The sequence below is a fragment of the bacterium genome, from assembly GCA_035308905.1.
Classification (GTDB): Bacteria; Sysuimicrobiota; Sysuimicrobiia; order Sysuimicrobiales; family Segetimicrobiaceae; genus DASSJF01.
Window position 1 is genome coordinate 101,847 of sequence record DATGFS010000031.1, and the last position, 18,326, is coordinate 120,172.

The window sequence follows — 18,326 nt, forward strand, 5'->3', positions numbered from 1 at the left end:
CCGTGGCCGAGCTCCTGCCTCCCGCCGCGAGCCCCCTGCCGGTCGGTCCCGCGGCCGCGGCGCGCCGGTGGATGGCGCTGCGCCGTGCCGCCGGTGCCCTTCGCGGGTCGAAGGCCGCGACGGTCGGGGCGGCGATCCTGGCCGTGCACCTCGTCCTAGCGGTCCTCGGGCCCGCGCTCGCACCGTACCGGTACACCGAATTTCACATGACGCACCTGCTCGAGGCGCCGTCCCGGCAGTTCCTCGCGGGCACGGACCAGTTCGGGCGCGATCAGTTAAGCCGCGTCATGTGGGGAGCGCGCGGCACGCTCACGCTCGCCGTCGTCAGCACGGTGCTCGGTGAAGCGCTCGGCGTGACGGTCGGCCTCGTCGGCGGGTACTATCGCGGCGTCGTCGACGAGGTCCTGATGCGAACGATGGACGCGCTGATGGCCTTTCCGTCGATCCTGCTCGCGATGCTGATCCTTACGAGCCTCGGCCACAGCCCGACGTACGTGGTCATCGGCATCGCCGTCGTCTTCATGCCGCGGGCCGCGCGGGTGCTGCGCGGCGTGGTCCTGAGCCTCGCCGCGTCCGAGTTCGTCGACGCGGCCCGCGCCCGGGGCGAGCGCGGATGGTACATCCTCTTCCGCGAGTTGCTGCCCAACGCGTGGACGCCGATTATTGTGGACACGACCATCCGCTTCAGTTACTCGATCCTGCTCGCCACGTCCCTCGGCTTCCTCGGCCTGGGCGCCGCGCCGCCAAGCCCCGACTGGGGCCTCATGATCAACGAGGCGCTGCCCTTCCTCAACCAGGCGCCCTGGCTCGCGCTGCCGCCGGCGGTCGCGATCTCGAGCGCGGTCGTGGGCGCGAACCTGCTCGGCGACGGCATCCAGGCCAGCCTGAGGCCAGAGTAGCATGGCCGCCCGGGCAGCACCAACGGGAACCACCACCGGGACGCCGGTCCTGGACGTGCGGGACCTCGAGGTCGTCTACCGGACGGCGCGCGGTCCGGTCAACGCCGTCCGCGGCGTGTCGTTCGCCGTCGCGGCGGGAGAGATCTTCGGGCTCGTCGGCGAGTCGGGCTCGGGGAAGAGCACCGTGGGGTTCGGCGTCATGGGCGCGCTGCGCCCACCGGCCGCCGTGCGGGGCGACGTGCGCTACCGCGGTGAGCCGCTCCTCACCAAATCCCCGGCCGCGCTGCGCGCGCTGTGGGGGCGGCGGCTGTCGATCGTGTTCCAGAATCCCGGCAGCACGCTCAATCCCGTCCTGCGCGTCGGCGCCCAGGTCATGGAGGTGCTGCAAGAACACGAAGGACTCGACCGCGCGGCTGCCTTCACGAAGACCGTCGAGCTGTTCAATGCGGTGCAGCTCCCCGATCCGGCCGGCGTGGCCGTCAAGTATCCTCACCAACTCAGCGGCGGCCAGCAGCAGCGCGTGTCGATTGCGATGGCGCTGGCGTGCGATCCGGATCTGCTCGTGATGGACGAGCCGACGACGGGATTGGACGTCACGACCGAAGCCCGCATCCTCCAGCTGGTGCGGTCCCTGCGTGCGCGCACCGGCGCGGCGATCCTCTACATCTCGCACAACCTGGCGGTGATCGCGCAGCTCTGCGACACCGTCGGGGTCATGTACGCCGGCGAACTGGTGGAGACGGGGCCGGTCGCCGATGTCTTCGCCAGGCCCACGCATCCCTACACGCTGGCGCTGCTCCGGTGCCTGCCCCGCGTGGACGCGCCGTCCGCGCAGCGATTGCTGCCCGCGATCGAAGGCGCGCTGCCCGATCCGGCCGCGCCGGTAACCCACTGCCAGTTCGCGCCGCGGTGCGCGATGGCCGAGGACCGGTGCCGCCGGGAGCCACCGCCGCTGGTGGAGGCCCGGCCGGGCCGGGCGAGCCGGTGCTTCTTCTGGGAGAAGGTCCCGGGGCCGGACACGGTGCCTCCCGAAAGCATCCGCGCGGCGAGCCGGGCCGTCGACGCGGGAGCGGCCGTGCTCGAGGCGCACGGACTCACGCACCAGTATGGGACGCCGGGACGCCGCCTCGCTCCCGGACTTGGCGCCCCGCCACTTCGGGCGCTCGACAACGTGTCCCTCACGGTCTTCGGCCGGGAGGCTCTCGCGATCATCGGCGAGAGCGGATCGGGCAAGACCACGCTTGGCCGCTGCCTCGTCGGGGTGCTGCAGCCGACCGCGGGCGAGATCACGCTGCGGGGCCGCGCGCTGCCGCGGCGTCCCGAACGGTGGACGCGGTCCACGCGGCGCCACATCCAGATTGTCTTCCAGAATCCGGACCTGACGTTGAACCCGCGCCGGACCGTGTTCGAGGCGGTGGCCCGGCCGCTGGAGCTGTTCGGCGGGGGCACCCGCGAGGACCGGCGCATACGGGCAACGGCGCTGCTCGAGGCGGTCAAACTCGGCGCGCGGTATCTCGACCGGCTGCCGCATCAACTGAGCGGCGGCGAGCGGCAGCGCGTGGCTATCGCGCGCGCCTTTGCCGCCGATCCCGACATCGTGGTCTGCGACGAGCCGACCTCGGCGCTCGACGTGTCGGTCCAGGCGACGATTCTCAACCTGCTGGTCGTTCTTCAAGACTCGCGCGGGGTTTCATACGTGTTCATCTCCCACGACCTGTCGGTGGTGCGGCATCTCGCGGATCGCGTAATGGTGATCTATCGCGGGAGCGTGGTGGAGGAAGGGCGGACCGAAGACGTGTTCGGCTCGCCGCGCCACGAATACACCAAAGCGCTGCTCGCGGCGGTGCCGACCTTCAAGACGCGGGCGGAAGCCTAAGGGGCGCGCAGCGCTTCGAGCAGCTGGTCCACGTTCGGTCGTTCGTCGAGTGACAGCGTGATGGCCTCAATCGCTCGGACCGATGCCGGCGGCAGCGTGCGGGCGGCGAGATCCCGGTATTTCGCGATCACCTCAGCGTCTGGCAGTGGGTTCTCGGGCGCGCCGCGTCCCACGTCCACGTGTCCGGTGTGCGCCTGTCCATCGGTGGTCGTGATCGTGATGTAGGGCTCAGTGCCCTCCGGCAGGGTCGTATCGACGCGCATGTCGACCTTCGCCATCAGCGCGCGGGTGGCGCGATCCGTGAGCCACTTATCTTCATACTCGTCCAACAAGGCCCGGCCGGTCATCAGGGCGACCGCCACGCTGTACGGCAGGCTCATCTGGGCGGCCAGGCGGGTCTCGGGTGCCCGGTCCCCCAGCATCTGCATGTCAGCCGCGGTGCACCGGATCGCGACACCAGCGACCCGGTCGGGGGCCAAGGTGTGGCGGCGCCGCAGATCGAGCACGGCGTCCAGCGCGCTGTGCGCGCCGCGGCAGCAGGCGTATGGTTTGACGCCGCTGCGCATGATCTTGAAATCCGTCCCCAGCCCCTGCGTGAGCCGCTCCGGCTGGGCGTCGCCCCGCGCGTAGGTGTTCAGGAATCCGCCCCACTCAGCTTCGAAGACCTGCGACGGTCCGGTAAACTCTTCGCTTGCCAGCACGCCCGCGACCACGCCCGACTCGGCGGCGCGCCCGGGATGATAACGCTTGCTCATCGCGCCGTCGGCGAGAAACGCCCACGTCCCCCCGGTGAAGGTGCCCGCCAACCCGAGCGCCCACGTCGTGTGGCGGGCGTCCAGATTCAATACTTTGGCGACCGCGGCCGCGGCGCCGAAGCTCCCGCACGTCCCGGTCGAGTGCCAGCCGCGTCCGTTGTGGGCTCGATAGCCGCCGGCCGCCTCCATGACCCGGAGCGCCACGTCGTAGCCCACGACGATCGCCTCGAGGACGCGGGCCCCCGGGACTCCGCGGCCCTCGCACACCGCCAGCACGGCCGGGAGGACGACGGCACCGGAATGATCGCACCCGCCGAAGTCGTCCAGTTCTTGGGCATGCGCGGTGATGCCGTTGACCAGGGCCGCGCCCGCCCGCGTGGTGCGCTGCGCGGTGCCCCACAACGTCGACGGCCCGTCAGGCGCCGCCAGCGTCCGGACCGCGCGAATCGCCGCCTGGCCCTCCGCGGTCGGCACGCCGGCGAGCGCCGCGCCCAATGTATCGAGTGTCAGGATTTTCGCGTGGGCGAGGACGGCGGCCGGCACCTGGTCAAGGCGCAGCGAAACGCCGAACTCGGCGAGTTGCCCGGCGCGCGTCGTCGTCGCGGTCCCGGTGGACGGCACGGCCGTCATGCCGAGAGCGCCCCGGCGGCGCGCTCGAGCCCCGCGATCGCCGCCGCGATCTTGCCGGTCTGCTGCGCGTGCCAGGCGGCGTGCCGGTCGGTCGCCTCGCCGAGCACGCGGATGTGGTCCGCGGCGTGGCGCGGGTTGGCGCTGCCCTCGGTGACCCGCGTCTCGAGGAACGCGCGCGGATCCAGGATGCGGTGAAGATCCGCGGCGCCGAGCTCGATGTCGCGCCCGGCCATCTCCTGCGCGGCGCGGCGGAACAACTCGACGGAGGCGTCGGCCGGGCCCTGTTTGGCGTCGGTCGAGTACTTCACGAAACGCCCCACGACATGATGCGCGGTCCGGAAGGGCAGATCGAACCGGCGGACGAGTTCGTCGGCCAGGTTGCTGGCCGTGCTCCAGAACACGCCCGCCCGCTCGGCCATCACGTCTGCGCGCACACGCAGCGTCCGCACGGCCTCAGCCAGCAGGCGGAGCCCGGCGCGGGACGCGCGCAGCGCCTCCGCCAGGGTGTCGTCCCCGAACATGGCGTCGAGATCGGTCGAGAGCACGCCTCGCTGCGCACACATCATCGACGGCAGCCACCCGGCCGCCTGCCCCGCGAGGGCCTTCACCCGTTCGAGCGCGTGCGGGTTCTTCTTCTGCGGCATGATGCTGCTCGTGCCGGCCAGGCCGTCGGCCACTTCGACAAACGAGAATTCCCACGACGACCAGACGTAGAGGTCGGTCGCGTGGCGGCCCAGGTTGCTCATCAGCAGCGCAAGGGCGGCGACGCCTTCTTCAAGCACATCCCGCGCGAAGACGCCCGCGTCGGAGGCGTTCACCACGAGACCGTCGTGCCCGAGCAGTTCGGCCGTCCGGCGGCGGTTCACGGGCCACGACGTGCCGACCAGCGCGGCGCCGCCAAGCGCGTTGAGGTTGGTGCGAGCGAATGTGCCCTCCAGACGTTGAAGATCGCGCTCGAAGATGCTCGCTTCGCGGAGCAGATAATGCGCGAACGTGCCCGGCTGCGCGTGCTGGAGGTGCGTGTACGCCGGCATGATTGTCTCGGTGTGCTGTGCGGCCAGCGAGAGCAGCGCGCGCTCCAGCGCGATGAGATCGGCGATGGTGCCGAGGAGCGCGTCGCGCAGGTAGACGCGGTCCGCGGCGGCCTCCTGGTCGTTGCGGCTGCGGCCGGTCTGGAGCCGCCCCGCGATGTCGTGACCAAACTGCTGCTCGAGGTAGCGTTCGATCTGCACGAGGTACGAGCCCGACCGCGGCTCCCACGGAAAGTCGTCGGGACCGAGATCCAGGACCTGCCGCAGGCCCCGCAGCAGCTTGGCGCCGCGCTCGCGGGTCAGCATCCCCTCCTCGACCATCATGACGGCGTGCGCGAGGTCCACCAGCGCGTACGCGCGGAACCGCTCGCGAAACATCGGCAGCCTCGGCATCTCGTCATATTCGATCAAGACGTCGCTGCGCGGGCCGAGCCGAGCTTCTTCGAGAAAGAGATCCTGCTTCACGGGTCACCTCGATCGTCCTCGAGCGGGTGCCGCTCTATTCGATGGGTGAGAAGCGCAGTCCCGTCCGCTCGTCCCCACCGGAGGTGGGCGCCACCGACGGGCCGTAGTGTCTTGACCGGAACAGCCAACTTTGGAGGGCATCGCATGCAGCTGGGCGAGCGGGTCAGTGGAGCGGTTGAGGCGCGGCGCGAGGAGCTGATTCGGCGCTGCCAACGGCTGCTCCAGATTCCCAGCATCGACCGGGAGAGCAGCCCGCCCGGCGACACGACAGAGGTACACCGGTTTGCGCGCGGCGATCTCGACGCGCCCGGCGTGGAGCAGTCAGACGTCACCGTGCGCGAGGGCCTCCCGAATTTGATCGCAACCGTCACGGGCGCCGGCCCCGGGCCGCACCTCGTGCTGAACGGCCACTTCGACACGTACCCGCCCGGCGATCGCGGCCGCTGGACCCGCGACCCGTTCGGCGGCGAGCTCGTCGACGGCCGCATCTACGGCCGCGGCGCGATCGACATGAAAGGCGGCGACGCCGCGCTGATGACGGCCTTTCTCGTCATGGCGGAGCACCGCCGGGACTGGCGTGGGCGGATCACGCTGACGCTCGTGTCGGACGAGGAGACCGGGGCAAAGTTCGGGTCTGAGCACCTGGCGGCAAACTGTCCGGAAGTGCAGGGCGACATGGTGCTGAGCGCCGAGCCGAGCGGCGCGAGCCTCGTCCGGTTCGGCGAGAAGGGCGCGAGCCGCCTGACTTTTACGGCCCGCGGGCTCTCGGGGCACAGTCCGGTGCCGAGCATGGGCCGCAACGCGAATCATCTGCTGATGGATTTCTTGACCGATCTGCGGGGCCTCGCCGGCCCGTACGCCGGTACGCCGCCCTGGCTGCGCGAGATGGCGGCGAAGATCGGTCCGACGTTTGACGCGATGTTCGGATCCGGCGCGGCGCGGTATATCCTCGAGACGACGGTCAACGTCGGAGTGCTGCGCGGGGGCGAAAAGGATAGTCTGATCCCGTACCACGCCGAAGCGTGGGTCGATATCCGCATGCCGTTCGGGTTCACGCACGCCGAGGTGATGAACGAAGTCCGCGCTCGGCTCGAGCGGCATCCGCATATCGAGTGCGAGGTCCGCCACTGGCGGGATCCCAACTTCACAGATCCGGCGCATCCCCTGGTGCGGACCATGGTGGACAGCGTCACCGCGGTGCGAGGTGCGCCCGTAGAATTGAGTTGCTCGTTGGGCGGGACAGACTGCCGGTTCTGGCGGCGGCGTGGCACGCCGTGTGTCGTATATGGGCCAACGCCGCACAATATCGCGGCGCCAGACGAGTACATTGAAGTCGCGGATCTAGTCAATGTCACCAAGGCGCATGCGCTGACGATGGCGAGGCTGCTCGCGTGATCGTGCGTTAATTCCTGACTATCGCCGGCGAGCGGATTTGAATCGATGACCTGCGCATTCCGAATGACCCCGAAGCCAATGTTCGACAATCTTCCGACACTTCGAAGGCTCAAAGAACCAGTGAATCGGCAAGAGTTCTTTCCGGCGGATCTCGCCGGTCATAGCTCGCCGCCACGGGTGGACGTCGACGGCGGCGCCAACGTAGCTGCGGCCGCCGGGGACATTGTCTTTGCGCCTGTTATACTAACCAGGGACAGCCCGCACGATGCGAGCGCGGTGGTGTCTCCTTCGGCCAACAACACACCGGCTTCTCCGAGGTTTCGTGCAGCGACTCCGTCGGCATCGAAAAACCACGATAGACATACAGAGAAGAGGGGTGCCGTTGGTGCAGCTTCACGGGTATCTCGCAGATCCCCCGTGCCGGAATCCCGCATTGCCGGCATGAATAAGGATCAACCGCCAACCTTCACGCTCGACGATCTGGAAGAACCCATTCGGGCGGAACTTTTCAGCCTGGAGCGGCTGGAACAGCACGCGGAGAGTCTCGCGGCGGCGCAGACTGTCACGAACGACACGGACCGGGGCCGTCCGCTGACCCCGCGGGTGGCAGAGAACGGCCGCGTGCTGCTGGACTCGTATCGGGTGATTGCGCCGGCGATCCGGGACGAGTATGCGGTCGTGCCCGCGGCTGAATGGCTGGTCGATAACTTCCACATCGTCGACCAGCAACTCCGGGAGATCGCAGACGATCTGCCCGCCGGCTACTACCGCGAACTTCCGAAGCTCGCCTCGGGGCCCCTGCGCGGGTATCCGCGCGTGTATGGTCTGGCCTGGGCCTTTGTGGCGCACACGGACAGCCGTTTCGATCCGGACACGTTGCGCCGCTTTGTGACGGCGTACCAGCGGGTACAACCGCTCACCATCGGCGAGCTGTGGGCCGTGGCCATCAGCCTCCGCGTGGTGCTCGTCGAGAACCTGCGAAGGCTGGCCGAGCGCATCGTGCGGAACCGCACCGCGCGCCAGGACGTCGACATGCTAATTGACAGCGTGATCGGCGCAAACGGGCACGCTCCGATCTCACCGGACGCGGCCCTCCGCCGCGCCGAAGGAACGCCGCTCGGCACGGCCTTTATCGTACAGCTGGTCCAGCGTCTGCGGGATCTCGGCCCGAAGGTGGATGTTGTCCAGCGCTGGCTCGACCAGCGGGTGGCGGCGCTGGGGACGACGGCCGACGACATTGTCCGGACCGGGCACCAGGCACAGGCTGCGATGACCGTCACGGTACGGAACATCATCACCAGCATGCGTTTGATGACGGACTTTGATTGGGCCGAATTCTTCGAGAGCGTCAGCCTGGCGGACGAAATACTTCGGCACGAAACCAACTTCGCCCAGATGGATTTCGCCACGCGGGATTCGTACCGCCATGCGATCGAGGACCTCTCGCGAGGATCGCGGCATTCGGAAATCGAGGTCGTGAGACGTGTGGTGGGCCGAATCACACGGGCCCTCCCAGAGCCGTCCGGCGACGGCCCGCCGCGCGAGGACCGCGCCGATGCGGGTTATTACCTGATTGCCGGGGGACGCCCGGCGCTGGAGCGCGAGCTCGGTTACCGCCTCGTCTGGCGAGACCGGCTCCTGCGCCTCTATTTGCGAAGCGCGGTGCCGGGCTACCTCGGGTCGATTACCCTCCTTACCGCCCTGATCGTGCTGCTGCCGCTGCTGTACGAACGGAACGCGGGAATCGCCGCGTGGGGGCTCTTGCTGCTCGGCCTCCTCGCCGTCGTGCCGGCTTCCGACCTGGCGATCGCGCTCATCAACCGGGCCGTGACCCACTCACTCAAGCCGCACGTGCTGCCGCGGCGGGAGCTGCGCGACGGAGTCACGCGGGAACTGCGAACGATGGTCGTCGTGCCCGCGCTGCTCACGGCCCAACATCAGGTGGAACAGCTGGTGGAGCGGCTGGAGGTCCACTACCTGGCGAACCCGGACGAGGAACTGCGCTTTGCGCTGCTCACCGACTGGCTGGACGCGCCGGCCGAGAGCCTCTCCGGTGACGACGAACTCCTGGCCGTCGCGGTGGACGGCGTCGTGAAGCTCAACACACTCTACGGTCCCGCGTCTGACGGCGGAGAGCGCTTCCTGCTGTTTCATCGGAAGCGTGTCTGGAACGAGCGCGAGGGTACGTGGATGGGGTGGGAGCGCAAGCGAGGGAAGCTGCGCGAACTGAACCGGGTGCTTCGGGGCGGCGCGAACACGACGTTTCTGCCGGTCGGCGGACGCCCGGTGCACGCCCCGTCGGGTGTTCGGTACGTCATCACCCTCGACACGGACACGCGTCTGCCGCGAGGCGCGGCGCGTCGTTTAATCGGGACCATGGCGCATCCACTCAATCAGCCGAGCTTCAGCCCGTCCGCCGGGCGCGTCGTGGAAGGCTATGGGATCGTGCAGCCGCGCATCAACCCATCGCTCCCGGCCGACCACGAGGGATCGCTGTTCCAGACCATCTTCTCGGGCCCGCGCGGCATGGATCCGTATGCTTCCGCGACGTCGGACGTCTACCAAGATTTGTTCGGAGAAGGCTCGTACACCGGCAAGGGAATCTACGACGTCGATGCGTTTGAGACGGCCTTGGCGGGCAAGATGCCGGATAATGCGCTGCTGAGCCACGATCTCTTCGAAGGTATCTTCGCGCGGGTTGCGCTGGCGTCAGACATCGAGCTGTTCGACGAGTTTCCTTCGCACTACGAAGCGGCGGCGGCCCGGCAGCATCGCTGGGTGCGCGGCGATTGGCAGCTGCTGCCGTGGGTCTTCGGACGGAGGCGCGCAACGTCGGGAGAGCGGCGCGCGGTCGCGATTCCCGCGATCGGCCGCTGGAAGATGATCGACAATCTGCGGCGCTCGTTGTCCGCTCCGGCGGCATTTTTCACGTTGGCCGCCGCCTGGCTGCTGCCGTCGGCCGCGGCCTGGGTGTGGACGGCGTTCATCTTGGCGACGATCGCGATCCCCGCGCTGCTGGCCTTCGTCATCGGATTCACGCCCCCTCGTCGAGGTATTTCCAGGCGCACCTATGTTCGCGCCGCCCTCACCGACCTTTCGGTCGGCGCGTCCCAGATCGGGCTTACGGTAACGCTGTTGGCGTCTCAGACATGGCTGATGTTGGACGCGATTCTGCGCACGGTGGGGCGTATGTTGATCACCCGCCGGCGTCTCTTGGAGTGGGTGACTGCGACGCAGACCGGGTCTGGGGGCGATCCGGCGCTCTCCGGAATCTATGCGCGCATGGCCGGCGGCGTGGTGCTTGCGCTGGCGGTGCCGGCGGCGGTGGCTGTTGAACGGCGCGCGGAGCCGGCCGCGGCGCTTCCGTTCATCGTGCTTTGGATCGCGGCACCCGCGGTCGCACGGTGGATCAGCCTGCCGCCGAGGCGCACCCGGGTCGAGCCGCTCTCCGAGACGAACGCTCGAGGGCTTCGAGTGATTGCGCGCCGGACGTGGCGTTTCTTCGAAGTATTCGTGACTCCGGCGGACCACGCGCTGCCTCCCGATAATTTCCAGGAGAATCCGAAGCCGGTCGTGGCCCATCGAACATCGCCGACGAACATGGGGCTGTATCTCCTGTCCACGTTGGCGGCGCGCGACCTGGGCTGGCTGGGTACGGCGGACGCCGTTGCGCGACTGGAAGGCACTCTCGAGACCATGAGCCGGCTCGAATCGTTTCGCGGGCACTTCTACAATTGGTACGACACGCGTGAACTTCGTCCGCTCGATCCCAAGTATGTCTCCTCAGTGGACAGCGGCAACCTTGCCGCACATCTCCTCGCCCTCGGGAACGGTTGCCGGGAACTGGTCCGGCATTCCTTTCTCGGACAGCGCGCGTTCGCCGGCCTGAACGACACGATTGCGCTCTTGCGCGAAGCGCTCGGCGGGGTTGCGGAGACGTCGCGCACGCATATCGTCACCCGGAAGCAGCTCAGTAATGCGATCGACGCGCTGGTCAACTCGCTGCAGCCGATGCCGGTCACTCCCGTCGAGTGGGCGGCGCGGTTCATCGAGCTAAGGACGCGTGCGCACACCATCGCCGACATCGCTCACGCCCTCGCTCAGGAACGCGGAGACGCTCCCGACTCCACGTTCTGCGCGTGGGCGGATGCCGTCGCGGCATGCGTCGAAAGTCACACGCGGGACGCGGCGATGTTTGTTCCGTGGATCCGGCTGGATTCCGGCGAGAGTACCGCAATGACCGCACGTTCTCTGCGGCGATCGCCGGACTGGGCATCGATCGAGTCGTTGTTTCACCCGCTCCCTGCGCTCGCGGACATTCCGGAACGCTTCGACGGAGCATTGCGGGAACTTGCCGCATTCCGCGCAGGCCTGCTCGACCAGGCATCCGCGGCCGCCGACACCTTGGGATATGTCGACGCCCTGGCAGACGCCGTCCGGCGCTCAGCCGACGATGCGGCCGCGCTCGTTCGCCGCCTGACCGCGATTACAGAGCGGGCGGAGACCATGTTCCGGAAAATGGACTTCAGCTTTCTGTTCGATCATACGCGCCGGCTTGTGTCCATCGGGTATCGGGTCACGGACGGCGCCCTGGACGCCAACTGTTACGACCTGCTTGCGTCCGAGGCGCGCCTCACGAGCTTCATCGCCATCGCCAAGGGCGATATCCCGTCGTCGCACTGGTTTCGTCTCGGCCGGGCGCTCACGCCGGTGGGCCACGGGTCCGCGCTCATCTCGTGGTCGGGCTCCATGTTCGAGTACCTCATGCCGCTGCTCGTGATGATGTCGCCGTCCGGCAGCCTGCTGAGCCAAACGTGCGAACTGGCGGTGCGGCGGCACATTGCCTACGGCGCAGAGCGCCGCGTGCCCTGGGGCATCTCGGAGTCGGCGTACAACGCGCGGGACTTGAACCTCGAGTACCAATACACCAGCTTTGGGGTGCCGGACTTAGGGCTCAAGCGCGGACTCGGTGAGGATCTGGTGATCGCACCATACGCGACCGCGCTCGCGTCCATGATCGATCCCAGCCAGGCGGCGCAGAACTTTGAGCGGATTGCCAAGGCCGGTGGAACGGGGGCGTATGGATTTTACGAAGCGCTCGATTACACGCGGACGCGGGTGCCCGAAGGGGGACATGTCGCGATCGTGCGCGCGTACCTGGCGCACCATCAGGGCATGTCGGTGGTCGCGCTCGCCAACGTGCTCAACGATGGGGCCATGCGCACCCGATTCCACGCGGACCCGATCGTGCAGGCGACCGAGCTGCTCCTGCAGGAGCGTACGCCGCGCGACGTGCTGGTCGCCCGGCCTCGCGCGGAAGACGTCCCCGCGGCGGCGCACGCCGGGACGCACGCGGTGCCGGTCGTGCGCCGATTCACGACCCCGTACGACGCGGTGCCCCGGACACATCTCCTGTCAAACGGACGCTACGGGGTGATGATCACGGCGGCCGGCTCGGGGTCAAGCCGCTGGCGCGATCTCGCGATCACGCGCTGGCGCGAAGACGCCACGCGAGACTGCTGGGGTACCTACATCTTTTTGCGCGATGCGCAGACGGGTCAGTCTTGGTCGGCGGGCTACCAACCCAGCGGCGCCGTCCCGGATGCCTACGAAGCCCGGTTCACCGAAGACCGCGCCGAAATCACCCGGCGGGATGGCGCGCTGGCCACGACGCTCGAGGTGCTGGTGTCGGACGAGGACGATGCGGAAGTGCGCCGCGTATCGATCACCAATCTCGGCGCGCGCACACGTGAAGTTCAAATCACGTCATATGCGGAGCTTGCGCTGGCGCCGCAGGCCGCCGATGTGGCGCACCCCGCGTTTTCCAACTTGTTTGTGGAGACGGAGTTCGTGCCGGCCGTGGACGCGCTCCTGGCGACGCGCCGCCGGCAACACGAGAACGATCCCGAGGTCTGGGTCGCGCACGTGGCGGTGGCGGACGGCGACTCCATCGGAGACCTGCAGTGCGAAACGGATCGCGTCAGATTTCTCGGACGCGGGCATCACGTACGCGCGCCCGTCTCCATTATCGACGGGCGGCCTCTTTCGAACACCGTCGGTGCCGTCCTCGACCCTGTGATGAGCCTGCGGCGGACGGTGCGTATCCGGCCGGGCACGACCGCGCGCGTGGTGTTCTCCACAATCGTCGCGCCGGCCCGCGACCAGGTGCTGGCGCTGGCGGACAAGTACCGGGATGCGGGCACGTTCGAACGCACGCTGACGCTGGCCTGGACACAGGCGCAGGTACAGCTGAATCATCTGGGGATCGCGCCTGACGAAGCGCATTTGTTCCAGCGGTTGGCCAATGCCGTCCTGTACTCGGATCCTGCGTTGCGGCCGTCCTCCGAGGTGCTGAGCCGCGGCGCGTTCGAGCGCTCTGCGCTGTGGTCACACGGGATTTCAGGCGATCTGCCCATCGTGCTGGTTCGCATCGACGAGGCGGAGGACGTCGGCATCATCAGGCAATTGCTGCGGGCGTATGAATACTGGCGTCTGAAGCAGTTGTCCGTCGACCTGGTCATTCTCAATGAGAAACCGCCGTCGTATGAACAAGAGCTGCAGGGGATCTTGAATGGGCTGGTGCGCGCGCGGCGGCAGGGCATGGCATCGGATCCGAGCGGCATCCACGGGGACATCTTTCTCCTGAGGGGAGACCTGCTGACGGCGCAGGACCGCGCGTTGTTGCAAACGGCGGCCCGCGCGGTGCTGCTCAGCCGGCACGGCTCACTGGCCGAGCAAGTGCTCCGGTCGCAGCGCGCCGAAGCCGCGGCGCCGCCCGTGTCGCGCCCGCGCCGCCCGGGCAACGGGGCGGATGTACCGCTGAACGTCCCCGAGCTCGAACTCTTCAACGGCCTCGGCGGCTTTGCCGACGGCGGCCGGGAATATGTGATCGTCCTCGGGGAAGGGCTGCGCACGCCGGCGCCGTGGGTCAATGTGATTGCGAACCCCACGTTCGGGTTTCTCGTTTCGGAGTCCGGCTCGGGTTATACGTGGGCGCTCAACAGCCATGAGAATCAACTTACGCCCTGGTCAAACGACCAGGTCACCGATCCACCCGGTGAGGCGCTGTACATTCGCGACGAGGACACCGGCGAAGTCTGGAGCCCGACAGCGCTGCCGGTTCGGGATGAATCGTCACCGTATGTGGCGCGGCACGGCCAAGGCTACAGCCGGTTTCAGCATGGCTCGCGCGGGATTTTGACGGACTTGCTGCAGTACGTGCCGGTGCAAGACCCGATCAAGATCTCCCGTCTCGTCCTCGAGAATCGTTCGGGGCGTGCCCGCCGCCTCTCCGTGACCGGATACGCGGAGTGGGTGCTCGGGAATTCGCGCAGTGCGACCGCTCCGTATGTTGTCACCGAAGTGGATGCGCAAACAGGCGCGCTGTGTGCGCGAAGCGCATGGAGCGGCGAGTTCGGCGGACGCGTCGCGTTTGCCGATCTCGGAGGGCGCCAGATGTCTTGGTCGGGCGACCGCACGGCGTTTCTGGGCCGGAATGGCGTGCCCGAGCGGCCGGCGGCACTGGAGCACGGCGGACCGCTGTCCGGGGGGGCGGGCGCGGGTCTCGATCCGTGCGCGGCCCTGCAAACGCAGCTTGAATTGCGTCCCGGCGAGCGCGCCGAAATTGTCTTCTTCCTCGGTCAGGGGGAAAGCCAGAAAGAGGCGCGGGAGTTGATCACTCGTTATCGCGCCGCGGATCTCGACGAGGTCCTGCGAGACGTCACCCGGCGATGGGACGACGTGCTCGGGACCGTCCGGATTGCCACCCCCGAGCGGTCAATGGATATCCTGGTGAACCGCTGGCTGCTCTACCAGACGCTGTCCTCTCGAGTGTGGGGACGCGCGGGATTCTATCAGGCGAGCGGCGCCTATGGCTTCCGCGATCAACTGCAGGATGTGACTGGGCTGGCTGTCGCGACACGCGATGTTGCCCGTCAGCATCTTTTGCGTGCCGCCGCGCGCCAGTTCACGCAGGGCGACGTTCAACACTGGTGGCACCCACCGTCGGGACGCGGAGTGCGCACGCGCATTTCGGACGACCTGCTGTGGCTTCCCTATGCCGTCTTGCAATTCATCGAGGTGGCGGGCGATCACGGCGTGCTCGATGAAATCGTGCCGTTCCTGGAGGGCGACGCGCTCGCGCAGGGGCAGAACGAATCGTACTTCCAACCCCGGGTCTCGGACACGACCGGTACGCTCTTTGAACACTGCGCGCGCGCGCTCGATCGGAGCCTCGCGGTGGGAAGCCATGGGCTCCCGCTGATCGGGACGGGCGATTGGAACGACAGCTTGAACCGCGTCGGGCCGCAGGGCAAGGGAGAGAGCGTGTGGCTGGGGTGGTTTCTGCATACGCTCCTATGGGAGTTTGCCAAGATTGCCGATGCGCGGGGCGAGCACCGGCGCGCGGAGAGCTGGCGGCTGCACGTCAGCGCGCTCAAGGCCGCGCTCGAACGGCACGGATGGGACGGCGAATGGTATCGCCGCGCGTATTTCGACGACGGCACACCGCTGGGCTCCGCCACAAACACGGAGTGCCGGATTGACTCCATTGCGCAATCCTGGGGCGTCATCAGCGGCGCCGCCGAGCCGGGCCGCGGAGCACGCGCGATGGCCGCGGTGGATCAGATCCTCGTGCGGCGTCCGGAGGGGCTGGTGCTGTTGCTCACGCCGCCCTTTAACCGGGCGGCGCACGACCCGGGCTACATCAGCGGGTATGTGCCCGGCATCCGTGAAAACGGCGGGCAATACACGCACGCGGCCGCGTGGACCGTGCTGGCCTTTGCCGCACTGGGCGACGGAGACAAGGCGGCTGAGTTGTTCGGCATGTTGAACCCGATTAATCGGGCCGTCTCGCGCGCGACCGTGCAACGGTACAAAGTGGAGCCCTACGCGGTGGCCGCCGATGTGTATTCCGAGCCCCCGCATGTGGGGCGCGGCGGCTGGACCTGGTATACCGGATCAGCCGCATGGCTCTACCGTGCGGCGACGGAGTGGATGCTGGGCTTTCGCGTGCGCGGAACGACGTTCTCAATCGATCCCTGCATCCCGCGAATCTGGCCGGGGTACTCGATCCGTTTTCGGTATCATTCCGCCATCTACGACGTCCAGGTGGAAAACCCATCCGGCGTGTGCCGGGGTGTCATTCTGGCTGAACTAGATGGCAGGCGCCTGGAGGGTTCGGCAACCATCCCGCTTGCCGACGATGACGTGGAACATCACGTCCGCGTTGTGTTGGGATGAGTTTCAGCAGACCCGCCCGAATGAGCTGCCTTAAACAGGGTAGGGCTTGGGGGGGGATTGCGCGTGAGCACGCCAGAGGAGCGAATTCGGAAGAAGGGCGAAGAGCTGGATGAGCGGGCGAAGAAGGGGCAAGTACAGGGAGGCATATCAATGAAACCAGAAGCTGGAGGGAAGGTTAAGTTTGGAATTTGGGGCCTTATTTGTGGGGCGGTTATCACAATGATCATCGGCTTTGCGTGGGGTGGTTGGACAACCGGGGGCACTGGCCGACAGAGAACCGAAGAGGCGGTCTTGGCGACTCGGGCGGCGATCTGCGTCGCCCAATTCATAAAGGACCCGAACTATAAAGAGAAACTTAAAGAACTAAAGGCGTTAGATTCCTATGAGAGAAGTGCCTTCATTGAAAAAGGGGGCTGGGACAAAATGCCCGGGGAACAAAAGCCAAGCTTTGATGTAAGCCGAGCCTGCGCCGACGGGCTTGAATATCTTACGAAATAGGCTAGTAGGATAATCACGGTCTAGGCAAGGGCAAGCGGGGTGCCGATGGACATTCAGCAGATCCTGACGAGACTCCCTCAGCGTTATCCATTCTTGCTCGTTGATCGCATCTTGGAGATCATACCGGGCGAACGCATCGTCGGGTTCAAGAACGTCGCAATCGACGAGCCGTTCTTCGCGGGTCACTTCCCTGGGAATCCGGTGATGCCCGGGGGCCTCGTCGTCGAGGCGATGGTTCAAGTTGCGGCGATCCTCGTGTCATTTCGCCCCGACATCGAGGACCGTCTGATCTACCTTGCGAATCTCGAACGTGTACGGTTTCGCCGAGCGGTGCGCCCCGGTGACCGGCTCATCACGACCGTGGTTGCACTGAGGGGAAAGGGTCCGTTCGGAAAGGCGCAAGTGACCGCCACGGTGGAGGGCATGGTCGTGGCCGAGGGGATCGTGACCTACGGGTTGGTTACGGTCGATAGGGCGACACCCGCCAATCGGTAGTCTCTTGTCTGGCTAAACCACCGGCGAGACCTCTATTGCCTCCGGATCCTTCGGCGCAACGGCCGTCTTTCGTAATTCGACGTGAAGCTTCCCCAACGCGAGCTCTTCCATCGCGATGAGCACAGGATTGCGCATGGTTGTCTCGATGGCGGGCAGATCTCCCGCAATCAACTGCTGTGCCCGAGCGGCCACGACATTCACGAGGGCGTAGGGCGATGAAACCTTCGCCAGGAGTTCCTCAAGCGGGCGTGTGCGCATTTTAGCCGACCGACCCCTCCATTTCCATCTGGATCAGACGGTTCAACTCCACGCTGTACTCCATCGGCAGTTCCCTGGAGATCGGCTCGATGAAACCGCGGACGATCAAGCTCATTGCCTCGTCCTGGTTGATCCCGCGGCTCATCAGGTAGAATAGCTGCTCGCTAGACACCTTCGAGACGGTCGCCTCGTGGGTTACTTCCACGTCGTCCTCGTCGATCTCCATCGTCGGATAGGTGTCCGACCGGGACTGGTCGTCGAGGATCAGCGCGTCGCAGCGCACCGCGCACTTGCTGCCCTTGGCGCCCGGATGGATCTTGACGAGTCCCCGGTACCCGGCTCGGCCGCCGGATTTGCTGATCGACTTACTGACAATGGACGACTGCGTGTGCGGCGCCGCGTGGATCACCTTCGCGCCGGGGTCCTGGTGTTGCCCGGCGCCGGCGAAGGCGATCGAGAGAATCTCGGCCTTCGCCCCGGGCTCCACCATATAGACACTCGGGTACTTCATGGTCAGCTTGCTCCCGAGGTTGCCGTCCACCCACTCCATCGTCGCATCACGGTACGCGACCGCCCGCTTCGTGACGAGATTGTAGACGTTCTTGGACCAGTTCTGAATCGTCGTGTAGCGGACCCGGGCGCCCTCCTTGACGATAATCTCGACGACCGCGCTGTGCAGCGAGTCGCTCGAGTAGGTCGGGGCGGTGCACCCCTCCACGTAGTGGAGGTAGGAGCCTCGTTCCGCGATGATCAAGGTCCGCTCGAACTGGCCCATGTTCTGCGC

10 protein-coding genes are annotated in these 18,326 nt (G+C 67.0%); 6 read left to right on the plus strand and 4 right to left on the minus strand.

Annotation, left to right across the window (positions count from 1 at the left end):
• Positions 1 to 2 precede the first annotated feature (2 nt).
• A complete protein-coding gene (locus VKT83_09985; GenBank protein ID HLY22782.1) occupies positions 3 to 899 on the plus strand; it encodes an ABC transporter permease in 897 nt (298 codons plus the stop codon).
• 1 nt (position 900) lies between these two features.
• Positions 901 to 2,775 carry an ABC transporter ATP-binding protein gene (locus VKT83_09990; protein HLY22783.1) on the plus strand — a complete coding sequence of 625 codons (1,875 nt, stop codon included), beginning with the start codon at positions 901 to 903 and terminating at the stop codon, positions 2,773 to 2,775.
• Here VKT83_09990 and VKT83_09995 read toward each other — a convergent pair.
• Together VKT83_09995 and argH are read right to left on the minus strand one after the other, a co-directional pair.
• Positions 2,772 to 4,160: an MmgE/PrpD family protein gene (locus tag VKT83_09995; protein ID HLY22784.1), complete on the minus strand. Its 1,389-nt coding sequence runs from the start codon at positions 4,158 to 4,160 to the stop codon at positions 2,772 to 2,774. The two genes, VKT83_09990 and VKT83_09995, sit on opposite strands and share 4 nt — an antisense overlap.
• The gene (gene argH, locus VKT83_10000) at positions 4,157 to 5,656 is read right to left on the minus strand and encodes an argininosuccinate lyase (GenBank protein HLY22785.1); all 1,500 of its coding nucleotides are present in this window, start codon (positions 5,654 to 5,656) and stop codon (positions 4,157 to 4,159) included. The genes VKT83_09995 and argH overlap by 4 nt, the downstream gene beginning before the upstream one ends.
• Before the next feature lie 144 nt (positions 5,657 to 5,800).
• Between argH and VKT83_10005 the strand changes: the two genes are divergently transcribed.
• The 4 genes from VKT83_10005 to fabZ all read left to right on the plus strand — a co-directional run bounded on the left by VKT83_10005 (position 5,801) and on the right by fabZ (position 17,284).
• Entirely contained in the window at positions 5,801 to 7,051 is a 1,251-nt protein-coding gene (locus tag VKT83_10005) for a M20/M25/M40 family metallo-hydrolase (protein HLY22786.1), read from the plus strand.
• Between the two features lie 441 nt (positions 7,052 to 7,492).
• On the plus strand, positions 7,493 to 16,291 hold the full coding sequence (locus tag VKT83_10010; GenBank protein ID HLY22787.1) for a glucoamylase family protein: 8,799 nt from the start codon (positions 7,493 to 7,495) through the stop codon (positions 16,289 to 16,291).
• Positions 16,292 to 16,354: 63 nt separating this feature from the next.
• Complete coding sequence (locus VKT83_10015) at positions 16,355 to 16,789, plus strand: hypothetical protein (protein ID HLY22788.1); 435 nt, start codon at positions 16,355 to 16,357, stop codon at positions 16,787 to 16,789.
• A gap of 45 nt (positions 16,790 to 16,834) precedes the next feature.
• Complete coding sequence (gene fabZ / locus VKT83_10020; GenBank protein ID HLY22789.1) at positions 16,835 to 17,284, plus strand: 3-hydroxyacyl-ACP dehydratase FabZ; 450 nt, start codon at positions 16,835 to 16,837, stop codon at positions 17,282 to 17,284.
• Positions 17,285 to 17,296: 12 nt separating this feature from the next.
• Here the strand turns inward: fabZ and rpoZ are convergent, their stop codons facing one another.
• Together rpoZ and sufB are read right to left on the minus strand one after the other, a co-directional pair.
• A complete protein-coding gene (gene rpoZ / locus VKT83_10025) occupies positions 17,297 to 17,542 on the minus strand; it encodes a DNA-directed RNA polymerase subunit omega (GenBank protein HLY22790.1) in 246 nt (81 codons plus the stop codon).
• Position 17,543: 1 nt separating this feature from the next.
• Positions 17,544 to 18,326 (minus strand): Fe-S cluster assembly protein SufB (gene sufB, locus VKT83_10030; protein ID HLY22791.1); only part of this gene is annotated, 783 nt, incomplete at its 5' end.

Bases quoted from the DNA above. Each gene is read 5' to 3' on its own strand.
- rpoZ (HLY22790.1), bottom strand. From the start codon at position 17,542: ATGCGCACACGCCCGCTTGAGGAACTCCTGGCGAAGGTTTCATCGCCC.
- VKT83_09990 (HLY22783.1), top strand. From the start codon at position 901: ATGGCCGCCCGGGCAGCACCAACGGGAACCACCACCGGGACGCCGGTC.
- fabZ (HLY22789.1), top strand. From the start codon at position 16,835: ATGGACATTCAGCAGATCCTGACGAGACTCCCTCAGCGTTATCCATTC.
- VKT83_10010 (HLY22787.1), top strand. From the start codon at position 7,493: ATGAATAAGGATCAACCGCCAACCTTCACGCTCGACGATCTGGAAGAA.
- VKT83_10005 (HLY22786.1), top strand. From the start codon at position 5,801: ATGCAGCTGGGCGAGCGGGTCAGTGGAGCGGTTGAGGCGCGGCGCGAG.
- VKT83_09995 (HLY22784.1), bottom strand. From the start codon at position 4,160: ATGACGGCCGTGCCGTCCACCGGGACCGCGACGACGACGCGCGCCGGG.